The sequence below is a fragment of the Arthrobacter sp. MDT2-16 genome (genome assembly GCF_054510925.1).
This window is the reverse complement of the sequence record NZ_JBTNDP010000001.1, coordinates 638,003-652,039: the sequence shown is the minus strand read 5'-3', so window position 1 is coordinate 652,039 and position 14,037 is coordinate 638,003. Positions and strand designations below refer to the sequence as shown.

The 14,037-nt window shown below is 69.2% G+C and carries 14 protein-coding genes; 10 read left to right on the top strand and 4 right to left on the bottom strand.

Annotated elements, in window-relative coordinates:
* Positions 1-75 precede the first annotated feature (75 nt).
* Positions 76-1,059, top strand: a complete 984-nt coding sequence (locus tag ACX80N_RS03180; RefSeq protein ID WP_459338469.1) for a glycoside hydrolase family protein — start codon at positions 76-78, stop codon at positions 1,057-1,059.
* Positions 1,060-1,207: 148 nt separating this feature from the next.
* On the opposite strand, the gene ACX80N_RS03175 is transcribed toward ACX80N_RS03180, so the two are convergent.
* Positions 1,208-2,677 (bottom strand): glycoside hydrolase family 6 protein, encoded by a 1,470-nt coding sequence (locus ACX80N_RS03175; protein ID WP_459338243.1) that lies wholly within the window; start codon positions 2,675-2,677, stop codon positions 1,208-1,210.
* 389 nt (positions 2,678-3,066) lie between these two features.
* Here ACX80N_RS03175 and ACX80N_RS03170 point away from each other — a divergent pair, with 389 nt between their 5' ends.
* Together ACX80N_RS03170 and ACX80N_RS03165 are read left to right on the top strand one after the other, a co-directional pair.
* Complete coding sequence (locus ACX80N_RS03170; protein ID WP_459338242.1) at positions 3,067-3,453, top strand: DUF7793 family protein; 387 nt, start codon at positions 3,067-3,069, stop codon at positions 3,451-3,453.
* A 389-nt stretch (positions 3,454-3,842) separates the two neighbouring features.
* Positions 3,843-4,559: a GAF and ANTAR domain-containing protein gene (locus ACX80N_RS03165; RefSeq protein ID WP_459338241.1), complete on the top strand. Its 717-nt coding sequence runs from the start codon at positions 3,843-3,845 to the stop codon at positions 4,557-4,559.
* Positions 4,560-4,732: 173 nt separating this feature from the next.
* Here the strand turns inward: ACX80N_RS03165 and ACX80N_RS03160 are convergent, their stop codons facing one another.
* Positions 4,733-5,449, bottom strand: coding sequence for an EAL domain-containing protein (locus tag ACX80N_RS03160; RefSeq protein WP_459338240.1), 717 nt, complete (start codon positions 5,447-5,449; stop codon positions 4,733-4,735).
* A 238-nt stretch (positions 5,450-5,687) separates the two neighbouring features.
* Between ACX80N_RS03160 and ACX80N_RS03155 the strand changes: the two genes are divergently transcribed.
* From ACX80N_RS03155 to ACX80N_RS03140, 4 genes are all read left to right on the top strand, one after another.
* Entirely contained in the window at positions 5,688-6,698 is a 1,011-nt protein-coding gene (locus ACX80N_RS03155; RefSeq protein ID WP_459338239.1) for an MBL fold metallo-hydrolase, read from the top strand.
* A gap of 68 nt (positions 6,699-6,766) precedes the next feature.
* Positions 6,767-7,240, top strand: a complete 474-nt coding sequence (locus ACX80N_RS03150; RefSeq protein ID WP_105031806.1) for a MarR family winged helix-turn-helix transcriptional regulator — start codon at positions 6,767-6,769, stop codon at positions 7,238-7,240.
* 271 nt (positions 7,241-7,511) lie between these two features.
* Positions 7,512-9,662, top strand: a complete 2,151-nt coding sequence (malQ, locus tag ACX80N_RS03145; protein WP_459338238.1) for a 4-alpha-glucanotransferase — start codon at positions 7,512-7,514, stop codon at positions 9,660-9,662.
* Between the two features lie 76 nt (positions 9,663-9,738).
* Positions 9,739-10,704, top strand: a complete 966-nt coding sequence (locus ACX80N_RS03140; RefSeq protein ID WP_459338237.1) for an NAD(P)/FAD-dependent oxidoreductase — start codon at positions 9,739-9,741, stop codon at positions 10,702-10,704.
* 125 nt (positions 10,705-10,829) lie between these two features.
* Here the strand turns inward: ACX80N_RS03140 and ACX80N_RS03135 are convergent, their stop codons facing one another.
* Positions 10,830-11,294, bottom strand: coding sequence for a hypothetical protein (locus ACX80N_RS03135; protein ID WP_459338236.1), 465 nt, complete (start codon positions 11,292-11,294; stop codon positions 10,830-10,832).
* Positions 11,295-11,395: 101 nt separating this feature from the next.
* A complete protein-coding gene (locus tag ACX80N_RS03130; protein WP_170068227.1) occupies positions 11,396-11,647 on the bottom strand; it encodes a hypothetical protein in 252 nt (83 codons plus the stop codon).
* A 263-nt stretch (positions 11,648-11,910) separates the two neighbouring features.
* Between ACX80N_RS03130 and ACX80N_RS03125 the strand changes: the two genes are divergently transcribed.
* The 3 genes from ACX80N_RS03125 (at position 11,911) to ACX80N_RS03115 (ending at position 14,027) form a co-directional block, all read left to right on the top strand.
* Entirely contained in the window at positions 11,911-12,717 is an 807-nt protein-coding gene (locus ACX80N_RS03125) for a DNA-formamidopyrimidine glycosylase family protein (protein WP_459338235.1), read from the top strand.
* A gap of 119 nt (positions 12,718-12,836) precedes the next feature.
* Complete coding sequence (locus tag ACX80N_RS03120) at positions 12,837-13,508, top strand: peroxiredoxin-like family protein (protein ID WP_105031801.1); 672 nt, start codon at positions 12,837-12,839, stop codon at positions 13,506-13,508.
* Between the two features lie 243 nt (positions 13,509-13,751).
* Positions 13,752-14,027 carry a hypothetical protein gene (locus tag ACX80N_RS03115; RefSeq protein WP_105031800.1) on the top strand — a complete coding sequence of 92 codons (276 nt, stop codon included), beginning with the start codon at positions 13,752-13,754 and terminating at the stop codon, positions 14,025-14,027.
* Positions 14,028-14,037: the final 10 nt, after the last annotated feature.

The following is a 14,037-nucleotide window of genomic DNA, read 5'->3' as shown; positions in this document are numbered from 1 at the left end:
ACCTGCATGGCCTTGCCGGCCTTCCCGATTCAGCACGGACGCCCGTTGCCGGGTGACAGGATGGGTCATGTGACGATGCATCCCGCCCTCTCGGACCGGCTTCTTGCACTTCCGTACCACGACCCTGTCCACGACGGTGCGACCGACCCCGTCCTGGTCGCCGATCCGGCCTCTGGATCGTGGCTCATGTTCTACACGCAGCGCCGCGCCGCGGCATCAGGTCTCGACGGTGTGGCATGGGTTCACGGAACCGGGATCGGCGTCGCACGGTCGGACGACGGAGGGATGACGTGGTCCTACGAGGGCGTCGTCGAGGGCCTCGATGCACCGGGCCTGGCGCGGCCGGTCACCCGATGGGCGCCCGATGTCGTCCGGATCGGTGACCGCTGGGTCATGTTCCTGACGCTGCTGGGAGGTCACAGGACCGACTGGACCGGTCCGGCGAGAATCGCCCAGTACACGAGTACCGACCTGCGTGCATGGGCCTTCCAGGCGTATCTCGACCTCGATTCGGAGCGGGTCATCGACGCGGCGGTCACGAGGTGCGGCGACGGCCTGTATCGGCTCTGGTACAAGGACGAGACGAGGGGATCCCGGACCTATGCCGCGGTGACGGCTACTCCGTGTCTGCCATCGACCTGGGAAGTGGAGGGCCTGGTGATCGACGGGAGACCGCACGAGGGCCCGAAGGTCTTCGTGCTCGGGGGGTGGTACTGGATGATCACCGACGAGTGGCGGGGCCTGGCGGTGTACCGGTCGCTGGATGGTGCGGGTGGGTGGGAACGGCAGAAGCGCGACGACGGCCTCGTCCTCAGGATGCCGGAGACCTTCGAGGGCCTCCCGGTCGTGGCACGCCATGCCGACGTGGTGGTGCAGGAGGACCGTGCCGCCATTGTGTACTTCACCCATCCGCAGTGGGCAGGCGCTGATTTGGGGGACATGGAAGGGGAGGCGACCGGCACGGCACATCGCAGAAGCCATATCCGGGCCGCCTGGTTCGACGTGTCCCCGGCCGGCGAACTCCTGCCAAGTGACCGGCCTACGGGTGGGCTTCGATAACGGCCTCGTAGCTACCATCTGAGAATGAGGAGCTTCCCGGGGCCACCCGAGTGGCATGGCGCACCGATCTTCTTCGCAGACGATCCGTCCCGGGTGGAGGCCCACTTCTGCTGGGGCGAGGAGTCGGGCGAACGGCGGTTCTCCCGGGCTAGAACCGGGCGTTGCTGATGAGCTCCTGAGCCCGTTCGGGGAAGAACGTGCCGGCGCCCGGTCCGCCGTTGCAGGTGCCGTCCGACTCGCCGGGAGCCTTGAGCCAGAGGAAGGCATCGACATTCTGGACGCCGGGGGTGAGGGTCGGGAGCTTGCCCAGTCCCTGTCCGGAAGGGTTGCACCACGTGGTTGCCGTGGCGACCCCGTTGCGGCTCGTATCCACGATCATCTTCCACGGAAGCCCCGCGGCCGAGATGACCTTGTTTCCGTAGTCGATGATGGAGGCGTTCGAGTTGTAGGCGGACACGTTCACACTGATGCCGTCGATGGTGACTCCTGCCGGGATGCTCCGCTTGATGCGGTTCGCCATCTCCGCCGGGTCGACCCAGTTGGAAGCGTCGACGTAGACCTTCGCGTTCGGATTCGCCTTCAGCTTCTGTACCGCGTACCGGATGGACTCGACGCGCTCGGTCTGCTGGGCGGCGGGGAGTTCTCCGAGGTGGCCGAGGGCATCCGGCTCCACGGAGACGATGACAGGAGCGGTGCCGATTCCAGCAGCAACGCCGTCGATCCACGCCCTGTAGGCGCCGGGGTTCGCCGCACCGCCTGCGGAGTAGCTGCCGATGTCCCGGATGGGTGCGTTGTAGACGAGCAGGCTGACGACCTTCCCGTTCGCCGCAGTCACCTGCTGTCGAGTATCGGCCTGAGCCTCCTCAGGCGCGCCGCCTGTGTACCAGCGTGCCGTCGGCGTGGTTTTCAGGATGTCGTATCCGGAGAACTGGTCCACCTGTCCTGGACCGTCGTACAGGACGCGCGCGGTCGAGGAGGGCGGTACCGACCCTGCAGCAACAGTGAGGTCCTGTTCGATCGAGGTGAACCGCATCGCCCCCCACGCGTACGAGCCCGCGGGAGGTCCGTCGAACACCATGACCCGGAGTTCGTAGACCCCCGCAGGGAGGGCCGGAAGGGTGAGGTTCTGGGCCGTCGTTCCAGTGAGGTCCCGGCCCTCCAGGAAGACGTCCGCCTTCCTGACATCGTTCTGCCATGCCTCCACGTAGACGACCCTGTTCGCCTGTGACCCCGAGGGTGAAGTGACGGACACGGTGAGTGGAGTCGCTTTTCCGTCAACTGCCGACCCGTAGCTGATCGACGTGTCCCAGGTAGCCGGTGCCGTGATCGGTGAAGGGCCAGGACTCGGGCGGGCGCTGGGTGAGGCGCTGGACGAGGCGCTGGGGCCGGGGCCAGGGGTGGCGCTGGGGCCAGGGCCGGGCACGGAAGCGTCCTTGTCGTTCGCCTCGATCCATGCTTCGACGGCGGTGAGCCGCTGGGCCAGGCACGTCGCGTCGGTAGTGGCGCACGGAACTCTGAAGTCGGGGGCCTTGAGGTCGGTGGCCGCCGCAGCACCGGAGGCACTGACCATCGCCCCGACGGCTGCCAGTGCAACGATCTTCTTGAACTCGAGGGGCATGATGCTTCCTTACGTGTGCTGCGGGTCGGATGGCCTGAGGCCCGGTGGAGTCGCAGGGTCGAGGCGACAGCTGGCTGGGTCGATCCCGGGACGACTAGATATTCGTAGTACGTGGTACAGGTGTTTCAGAAGTGAAAGCGGAAAACTGGCAGAAACCTGCGGCTGTCAAGGGCGGCCGGGGGATCTTCCGTTTCGGAAGACGCGGTGGACAACACCTGAACCTGCGGGAGGGATTCGTCCGACCGGAGCGCGTCGACTCGGGTCGGGCGGAGGACAGGGCATGCCCGCATCAGCCCTTGACCGCAACAGTCGCACCCGGCGTGATGACTTCGTGGAGCCAGGAATGCGCGACGATGGACAGATCACGTCGATCAAGGGGGGGCAGGACGATGATCAGCAAGCAACCACACGAGACGGTGGAGGCATTCACCGCGACGATGCGCGATGGAGTGCTGTGGATCGAATGGCTCGACGGCACGAGCGTCGCTGACGCGGATGCTGTCTCTCTCATCGAGCGTGCCGACACCATCAGCGGGGATGTATGCCCGCCGATGCTCGTCGAACTCAACGGAATGGTGACCCTGACCCGGAACGCACTTCTGAGATTCGCCAAGAACCTGAACATCGCAGCCATGGCCATCGTCGGTCCATCCGCTGTCGACAAGGCCATCGCCGACTTCTTCACGGAAGTCCACGATCCGCCCTATCCCACCAGGTACTTCCAGCACCAGGACAACGCTCTCCGCTGGCTCACGGGTTGCCCGCACGCGTCCTGACCGCCCGCCAAGGTCGCTGATGTGCGCCCGACCGATGTCCGGCGCGGCAGACCAGCCGGCGAGGGACACCCCGGCCATCCTGTCGTCCGCATCGACTACAGGGCCAGGGGTGCGGTGTGGGGCACCGTCGGGGCAGGCTCCACGATGGCGTGCCTGTCCAGCGACCCGGTAGTGCGTGGTGGCGCCGACATGGAGGTGTGCAACCTGTCGTGCCTCACAGCTCGACACTCCGCTCTATGACGAACTGTCTGGCACACTGGCGGGATGAGCGAGCAGAGGCCTTCACCGCAGGAAGTAGCAGCCGGCGACGATGCGATGGCTTCGGCGGGCGACCGATGAGCGGGCAGCCGGCCGTGGGCCGGGGTTTGCCGTCCTCCCACCATGGCGGAGTGGAGCGGGAACGCGATCTCGCCACCGAATTGGCGGAACTCGCCCGGTCGCTGCAGCAGGAGCCGGACGGGGACGCCATCCTCGCAGGCTTCGTCCGCGCAGCCCTGGAGCTGGTTCCGGGAGCCGACGAGGGCTCGGTCAGCGTGGTCCAGGGCCGCAAGAACATCGGTTCCCGCGCCCCCTCGAGTGATCTTCCCAAGCGCATCGACGCGCTCCAGATGGAGACGAACGAGGGCCCATGCCTGGAGGCGGCGTACGAACACCGCACGGTCCGCGTCCCGGACATGGCAACCGAAGACCGCTGGCCCCTGTTCGCCCGCCGCGCCAGCGAGGCCGGCGCCCGCGGCATGCTCTCGGTCCAGATCTGGGTGACCGGCGATGATCTCGGTGCCCTGAACCTCTACTCGTACGAGGCGGATGCCTTCACCGACGAATCGGAGAACATCGGCCTGCTGGTCGCCTCCCATGCCGCCGTCGCGTTCGCCGAGGCGGAGGAATCCCGGCAGCTCAGGGAAGCGGTGGACTCCAGGGACCTCATCGGCCAGGCCAAGGGCATCCTGATGGAACGGCACAGGATCAGCGGCCCGCAGGCCTTCATCGCCCTGTCGGTGGCCAGCCAGCGGACCAACACGAAACTCCGGAAGGTCGTCGACCACCTCATCAGTAGCGGGGAGCTCCTCGGCGGAGATGAGAGCGTCTCGAGCCTCAGGCGCTGACCCGCGTCCCGCGCCGTTTCCGTTGGTGACGTTCGGGGCAGAGCAGCTCCCTCATCGGTGGCACAGGCTGTACGGTGAGGCCGGCCCATACCGGGGTCCGGTATCGGATGAAGAGGAACGCACCCGTGGCGTGGTGGACCGGACTCGCGGCCGGACGAGGTCGGCGCGCCCTGCTAGGCGACTGCGCCGATGCCGGGAACAGACCCGAAACGTACCTCGGGGAGTTCCTCGAAAGCCGGCTTCGCGAACCAGTACCCCTGGAACAGGCGGACACCGGCTGCCTTCAGGAACAGGAACTCCGCCTCCGTCTCGATGCCTTCGGCGAGCACGGTGATGCCGAGCGTCCCGGCGATGCCGAGGATGCCGGTGACGACGGCCTGGCGGGCAGGACTGCCATCGATTCCTCGAACGAGCTTCATGTCGATCTTGAGCAGGTCCGGCTGGAACTCGACCAGGAGCCCCAGTCCTGCGTGACCGGCGCCGAAGTCGTCGATCGCGGTGGTGAAGCCGTGCTTGCGGTACTCCGTGATGATGTTCGTGAGGTGGGCGGTGTCCGCGACCTGCTCGTTCTCGGTGAACTCGAACATGATCGACGATGTCGGGAAGCTGCATCGCCCGGCCGCGAGCAGTGTCGCCCGGAGGCATGCGGCCGGTTCGTACACCGCATTCGGCATGAAGTTGATCGACAGCTTCAGTTCTTCGCCCGCAGGGAACAGGCGCGACGCCAGCTCGATCGCCTTGACCCGGCAGTCCTGGTCGAAGCGGTACTTCTGCTCCGGCAGGATCCGTGAGAGGACGTGGAATGCCCCCTCGCCCGCCAAGCCCCTGACCAGCGCCTCATAGCCCCACACGCGCTCATCGACGGCGTCGTAGATGGGCTGGAAGGCCATGCTGAAATCAAGGTCGAGTTTCGAAGATGTCGCGCAGCCGTTGCATGTCATGCAGAAGGTCCCCTCAATGGTCTCGTCCACCATAGGGCACACTCGGCGGCACCACCTGCATGCCATGCGGAAGATCGGGAACCCGGATCCCGCGTCGGCTCCTTCGCCGGCTGTGGTGGCATCGATGCCGTTCGGCCGGCAGGACTGCTGCGACCGCTACGGTGGGAGAAGACACCCGGGAGGACGCATGCACCCCACCAGTACCCGACCGATGGACGCCCTCGCCCGCGGTGAACTCCCGCCCCTGGAGCGTGTGCGCGACGACGTCTGGGCCCTCGCACAACCGATGCCGGGCGGTCACCTCGCCTACTCCTTCACCTACCTGCTCCTGGGCGCCGATGGCGGCGTCCACGTCATCGACCCCGGGTGGGACTCGGACGAGAACTGGGACCGCCTCGTCGCAGCGCTCGGCGAGATCGTCCCCGGCAGGTCGGGAACCGGCGCGCCAGGAACCGACGCCGTCACCGGTATCACCGGGACGCACCTGCATCCGGACCATGTGGGCATGGCGGCCAGGCTCCGCGCGGCGTCCGGGGCGCAGCTGGCGATGCATGCCGTGGAGCGCCGGGCGCTCGAACAGCACGACACCCGGACTCTCGACCCCGACGAGGCCGTCGAACGGCTCCGTGCATGGGGTGTCCCGGAGGAGCGCCGCGACGAACTGATCCAGCACGTGGACCGGTCTCCCGCAGGACTGGTGCTGGCGGTCGACCGGGAGCTGGCCGACGGGGACCTCCTGCCGATCGCCGGGTTCCGCGTGTCGGTCATGGCCACGCCCGGCCACACGGCCGGCCACCTCTGCCTGCGGGACGACGACCGCGGGCTCCTCCTCACCGGGGACCATGTGCTGCCCACGGTCTTCCCGGGCCTGGGACTCGGGGGAGCGACGCCGTCGAACCCCCTGGCCGACTACCTCTCCTCGGTGGACGCCCTGCGCCCCTACGGCCACTACGAGGCGGCGCCGGGACACGGCTACCGCTTCACCGGGCTCGGGCAGCGGGCCGCCGAGTGCGCCGACCACCAGCTGGAGCGTGCGCGGGAGGTGGCGTCGGTCCTGGACGAGCCGACCATCTGGGACATCGCGTCGCGCCTGACCTGGACCGCCGGGTGGGACGGACTGCACGGGTTCCAGCTGCTGTCCGCGCTGACCCAGACCGCGATGCATCGGGACTACGTGAGCACGCATTCACTGCCCTGAATACTCGACTTTGAGAACTTCCCCACGAGTATGGCTCCGGAGCCCACCGGCGTCTGTACGCTTCCTCCATGAATGCATCGAGAGGGGCTGACGGCGTCGATTTCGACCACGCCATCGAGGTGCTGGAGGAGCAGACGAGTGTGCTGTGGCGGCGTGAGCGGACCACATCGCACGCGCTCGCGAAGAACGTGCACCCGGAGATGGAACCGGCCGCGTACGGCATCCTGATGCTGCTGCAGCGGGAGGGGTCCCTGCGGGCGACGGACATCGCGACGAGCATCGGTGTGGGGAAGCCGTCCGTGAGCAGGCAGCTCGCCGGCCTGGAGCGGCTGGGTCTCGTCAGCCGCCAGCTCGACCCGTCCGACGCGCGCTCCCAGCGCGTCCTGCTGACCCCGCTCGGACAGCAGCAACTCACCGCGGCCCAGACCGGCAGGCGCTCGGCCTTCACCGCGCTGATGCGCAGCTGGAACCCGGAGGACGTGGAGAAGCTCGGACTCCTGATCGCCCGGTTGAACAGCACCTACACGAAGGACACCTGGTAGGGCCTCAGCCCTCGTCCCATCCCGCGCCCTCGCGGAACGTCCCGATGCACTACCCGGCCCGCCACTCTCCGCAGGGACCACGTACTCGAGGAAACAAGCAATGGGCCCACAGTGCCACCGCAGGCGGTGCCCCAGCCGGCGGGCCGTGCGCCGGGTTGTGCGCCGATGGCAGGGCTGCCGGCTGCGCCCGGCGCCCCGCTAGGCCCGTCAAATCGCCGGTGGAGGGCGGCAGCGGATGCAACGCCCCCCGATGCCCGCCTAGATTGGGACCATGGCCGACACGACGCAGCACGAAGAAGCAGAACCGGTGGCGCCCACGCCCCTCGAGCAACTCGCCGAGGCGCACCGGGTGGGTACCACCTTCAAGGGATGGGACGGCGAACCCGCCCGCGTGGCGCCGGAGACCCTCGTCACCGTCCTCGCGGCGCTCGGCGTCGATGCCTCGTCCGACACGGCGATCGACTCCGCGCGGAGGGACGTCGAGGACGGACCCTGGCGCTCGGTGCTGCCCGCCGTCGTCGTGGTGCGTGAGAGCGACGTGGAACCCGTGGTCCTCCACGTACCCGCCGGAGCGGACGTGGAGTTCTGGGCGGTCGACGAGGACGGCGTGCACTACACGGGGACGGTCGGTGAGGCCACCGACACCCGCAGCATCGACGGGCACGACGTCGAACGGCGGCAGGGCACCCTCCCGCATGCCCTGCCCCTCGGCTGGCACACCGTCCACGCCCGTATCGGCGGTATGGAGACCTCCTCCACCTTCGTGGTCACGCCGGACCGGCTGAGCACGACGGCGGCGCTCATGAGTTCCCGCACCTGGGGCCTCATGGCGCAGCTCTACTCCGTCCGCTCCTCGGCATCGTGGGGCATCGGTGACCTCTCCGACCTCGGGCAGCTGGCACAGGCCGCCGCGGAACACGGCGGGGGCTTCGTCCTGGTGAACCCCCTGCACGCGGCCGAGCCCGTCCCGCCGGTGGAACCGTCCCCCTACCTGCCTACGACGCGCCGCTACTTCCACCCCCTCTACCTGCGCATCGAGGACATCCCCGAATACGCACGGCTGGACGACGCCGACCGCGCGCGCGTCGGTGCGCTCGCCGCCGGGTTCACGGAGGCGAACACGGCCACCGACATGCTGGACCGCGACTCGTCCTATGCCGCGAAGCTCGAGGCGCTCGGGCTCGTCTTCGCCGTGAAGCGCGCCGAGCAGCGCCAGCACGACTTCGACGCGTACCGCGCCCACCAGGGGCAGGGGCTGACCGACTTCGCGCTGTGGTCGGCGCTCGCCGAGACATACCCGCCCGGCGCACCGGAATGGGACGACGTCGGCCGTCCAGGCTCGCCGGGTGCCCTGCAGTACGCGGAGCGTCATGCGGCGCGGATCGAGTTCCACGAGTGGCTGCAGTGGCTCCTGGACGAGCAGCTGCAGGAGGCCCAGCTCGAGGCCACCGGTGCCGGGATGCCCATCGGCGTGGTGCACGACCTCGCGGTGGGCGTGCACCCCAGCGGTGCCGATGCCTGGGCCCTGCAGCACGTGCTCGCGTCGGGTATCAGCGTGGGCGCTCCGCCGGACATGTTCAACCAGCACGGCCAGGACTGGAGCCAGCCGCCATGGCATCCGGAACGCCTCGCCGCGTCCGGGTACGGGGCGTTCCGCGACATGCTGCGCAACATCCTGCGCCATGCCGGCGGCATCCGCGTGGACCACATCCTCGGGCTGTTCCGCCTGTGGTGGATCCCGCAGGGCGCAGCGCCGGGCGCCGGGGCGTACGTGTACTACGACCACCGGGCGCTGATCGGCATCCTGGTCCTGGAGGCCGAGCGGGCAGGCGCCGTCGTCGTCGGCGAGGACCTCGGTGTCTTCGAGCCGGGCGTGCAGGAGTACCTGGCCGAGCGCGGTGTCTTCGGCACCTCGATCCTCTGGTTCGAGCAGGACGAGGACGGCCCGCTGGCTCCCGAGGCCTACCGCAAGGGCTGCCTGACGACCGTGACGGTGCACGACCTCCCGCCGAGCGCCGGGTACCTCGCCGGGGAGCACGTGGTGCTCCGTGAGAGGCTCGGTCTGCTCAGCCGTCCTGTGGCCGAGGAGCAGGCCGAGGACCGCGCCGTCCAGGACAAGTTCCTCGCCCTCCTGCGCGAGCGCGGTCTGTTGCCGGAGGGCACGCAGGACGTCCCGCGGACCGTGGAGGCGCTCCACGCCTTCATCGCGCAGACCCCCTCGGTGCTGCTGGGCGTCGCGCTCGCGGACGCCGTCGGGGAACGTCGCACCCAGAACCAGCCCGGCACCAACAACGAGTACCCCAACTGGCGGATCCCGCTCGCCGACGCCGACGGCCGGGCCGTCCTCGTCGAGGATCTCGCCGGGAACGAGCGCTTCGCCTCGCTCGTCGCGTCACTGGGTCTCTCGTCCGACGGCCGGTGAGGCACAGGGGCGATCGCCCGATGGCAAGGACAATCTGATGCCGCAGCCCGTAGCCGCCACATGGTCGGATGGAGGGATGGAGACGCAGGGAACGTACGACGTCGTGATCGTGGGCGGGGGAGTGTCTGGCCTGAGCGCCGCACTCGTCCTCGGACGGGCCAGGCGGAACGTGGTGATCATCGACGCCGGGACGCCGCGCAACGCTCCGGCCGATGCGGCCTACGGATTCATCACGCGGGACGGCACGGCACCCGAGCGGCTGGTCGCGCTGGCGCGTGAGGACCTCGAGCCGTACGGTGTGGACTTCGTCGACGGCAGCGCCGGGAACGCGCGGGAGGTCCCGGAGGGCTGGTCCGTCACCACCGCCGACGGCGTCTCGGTGCAGGGGCGGCACCTCGTCCTGGCCACGGGTCTCCGCGACGTCCTCCCCGACATCCCCGGGGCGAGGGAAGCGTGGGGGCGGGGCCTGCTGCAATGCCCGTACTGCCACGGATGGGAGGTCCGGGACCAGCCCCTCGGCGTGCTCGGGTCCTCCTCGACCTCCCTGCACCAGGCGCTCCTGGTGCGCCAGTGGTCCGAGGACGTCACGTTCTTCCCGCACATGCTGGAACCGCTGTCCGACGACGACGCCCGGAGCCTGCGCACGCGCGGCGTCCGGGTCGTCGAGGGCCGTGTGCAGGGCCTGGCCCTGGAACCGGCCGATGACGACGCACCACGGACCCTGCGCGGCGTCCAGCTCGACGACGGCACCCTGGTCCCCTGCACGGCGGTGTTCTGCGAGCCCGGAGCCGATGCGGCCCTGCCGCTGATCGACGACCTCGGGTGCGAGATGCGCGACGACGGTTGCGTGGTCACCGACGAGGTCGGACGGACCACGGTGGATGGGGTATGGGCCGTGGGCAACGCGGCGGACCCCGCCGCCCAGCTGGTCCCGGCGGCCGGCGACGCCTACCGCGTGGCTGTCGCGGTCAACGCCCTGCTCGTCGACGCGGACTGCAAGGCGTGCCTCGACGCCGATGACGTGGTGAGCGAGGGCGTCTGACGGACTGCCGGGTCGGCCCGGAGGAGCATGTCCCGCCTCTCCCGGCAGGTTCCGCTACTCGGCACAGGAGGCCCGGACACGGGAAAGGCCCCGGCGGACCGGGGCCTTTCCCTCATCCCGCACTCCTACCCCTTCAGGTCGGGGCGGGTGTCATCGTCCTGCGCCTCGAACGGGGTGTCCTCCACCTGGCGCGGATCGCCGCCGCTCGGGCCGGTGGTGCCGCTGACGCCCGTGACGTCGGCGCTCCCGGTGTCCATCGCGGTCACGACCGGAGGCACGTCCAGGGGGAGGTCCCCGCTCGCGCCGACGTCCTTGCCGGTCTTGTTGGGCGCCTTCGCGCCGTCTGCAGCGCCGGAGCCGCCGGAAGCCCCCGAGCCGCCCTTCTTCAGGACGCCCTTCAGGGATTCCTGGACGGCCGGCGCCTTGCTCTTGAGGGTTCCGGTGGTCGAGGAGACCTTGTCCTGCACCTTCGGGTCGTTCCACAGCTTCTGCGCCTTTGCCCGGAGCTGTTCGTAGCTTTCCCGGCCGGCCCGCGTCCCGAGGACGTAGCCGGCGGCCATTCCCGCCGTGAAAACAAGTTTGTTCTTCATGCCGTTCTCCAATCGGTGGATTGCGATGCCTTCGAATCTAGACCACCGCGGTGGCGGGAGCGAGGGGGGATTTACGCTTCTTCGCCTGCGGCCGCGGAAGGTCAGGAGGAGCGGCGGTCCGACTCGGAGACCTCGGGACGCTTCGAAGCAGGCCCGGTCTCCTGGTCGCGGCGATCGAGCTCCTCGGTCAATTCCTCGTGCCGGATCTCCGTCTCCAAGGACGGCTCGCCGTCCTGGGCGTACTCGTGGTCGAGTTCACGGTGGATCTTGCTGTTCAGCACCTCGACCTCGGGCAGGTCGAGATCCCGGAGGTCTTCCGGGAAGTCTTCGGAGGGGGACAGTCTGGTGATCATGGGAACCTGTTCGTGGACGCGGAGGGACACTGGAATCGGGGCCCACTGCAAGACCACCCGGCGCCGGGCACAGCCCGGCACTGGAGAAGGATATCCGCCTGCGACGGGTAACGAAAACCGCCACAGCCGTGCCGTTCCCCTCGGTCGCAGCCGTGCCGTGGGCGTCGGCCACCCGCGTCCGCGGAGGGTCTCCGGTCACGCAGCAGGCATGTCGGTGCCAGGCGCTAGCCTGCCTGGAGAGATCGGATCGGTCAGGGAGGCACATGCCAGAGGGCGACAGCGTCTTCCGACTGGCCGTGCGGCTGAGGAGGTCGCTCGACGACCGCACGCTCAAGCGCGGGGATCTGCGCGTTCCGGCGCACGCGACCGATGACCTCGACGGCATGCGGGTGCTCGGGCACGTCACGTACGGCAAGCACCTCCTCACCCGGTTCGACGCCGGACTCACCCTGCACACGCATCTGCTGATGCAGGGCTCCTGGACGGTCACGGCTCCGGACAGGGTGCTGCCCCGCAGGCTGCTGCCGGAGGCACGCGTGATCCTCGCGGTGCAGGACGGGCCCACGGCCTACGGCCTGAACCTGCCCGTCGTCGATCTCCTGCCCACCCGGGCCGAGGACGACGTCGTCGGGCACCTCGGTCCCGATCCGCTGCGGGACGACTGGTCCGCGGACGAGGCCGTCCGCAGGCTCGGGAGCAGCCCGGGCGAACGCGTGGCGGCGGCCCTGCTGGACCAGCGCAATGTCGCCGGCTTCGGCAATCTCTGGGCGAACGAGCTCTGCTTCCTGCGCGGAGTGCATCCGGACACAGCCATGGCCGATGTCGACATCCCGGCGCTGGTGGCGCTCGGAGCCCGATGCCTGCGTTTCTCCGCCACACAGCCCGGCGCCCACCAGGTCACCACGGGGAACACCCGCAAGGGTGAGCAGCACTGGGTGGCGGGCCGGGCCGGGAAGCCCTGCCTGCGGTGCGGCACCACAGTACTCGTACGGGCCGAGGTGCCCGGAGACCCCGGACGCCGTCGTACCTGGTGGTGTCCGCGCTGCCAGCCGTCCAGGTCCCGGGACTGACACGGCAGGAAGCCGGCGGCCCAGCCGGCCGCTGGCCTGCTGGGAATTTCCCGTGCCCTGGACCACAATGGTCCTGCCACGGATTTGAGGCGCCGCGGCGGTCGTGCTGAGGGGACCAGATGAAACAGAGAGCGGCATTCACGAACACCATCGCATTGCAGATCGAGGAATTCACGCCGACCTTCGAGGCCCAGGTCGGCCCGGAGCTGGCCGCGGTCTTCGCCCGCGAGCAGGAGGACCTCCGCCGGGCGGGACCTCCCGCCGGGATCGCGCAGCCGGGTGACAGGCTCCCCGACGCTCCCCTGTACGACTCGGACGGGCGGCGGACGCGGCTGCGTGAGGTGCTCGGCGCCGCGGCGGCCATCATCGTCTTCTACCGCGGCTCGTGGTGCCCGTACTGCAGCATCGCCCTCAGGACGTACCAGCGCGAGCTCCGGCCGGTCGTCGAGGCCTTCGGGACCCGGCTCATCGCGATCAGTCCGCAGGTCCCCCGGGTCTCGGTCACCGCTGCCCGCGAGGAGGGACTGCACGTCGCACTGTACTCGGACGAGGGTAACGCCCTCGCCGCGCACCTGGGCATCGTGACGGTACCCAGCCCGGAGTCCATGCGCGCGCGGGCCGTCCTCGGCATCGACGTCGCAGGGTCCAACATGGACCACACGACGGCGATCCCCTTCCCTACGGTGGTCGTCGCCGATGCCACCGGCACCATCCGGCTCATCGACGTGCGGGTGGACTACACCACCCGCACGGAGACGTGCGACATCATCGACGCCCTCATCGCCCTGTAACCTCCCCTTCCTCCACGCGGCATCCACGCACGGCCGTGATGCGCCACCTGCAGTCGCTCCCGCGGCGGAGTGCGGAACCGGCATAGACTGCTCCCAGGAGCCCGCAGCCAGCGCGCCCCCGAAGCGGTTCAGCCACCAGCCGTCACACCTCCAGATGCCCCGAACGGGGTTGGAAGCTGCCGCCGTGAAGATCGCATCCATGTCGCCCCACCCCTGCCGTCACCGGACACCGCCGAGGCCCGGATGAGGGAGGCCATCAGGGGGCCGGGGACCCAGGAGCAGCAGCGCCGGCTCACGGCGCTCGCCATCGAGAGCTCTCGACTCACCCTGCACGAGGTCTGGCTCCGCTACTTCGAGTACACCGGCGTGGCGGGGCAGACCGAGCTCGAGGCACACCTGCAGGGCCTCATGATGCTGCCGGTGGAACAGGCGGACATCCTCTCCCACGCGGTCAACGAGCTCATCGACGAGCTCCCGCCCAGGCCGCGCGCGCCCTACAGCGACGACCCGTCGCCGTAGGGCTGCGGGG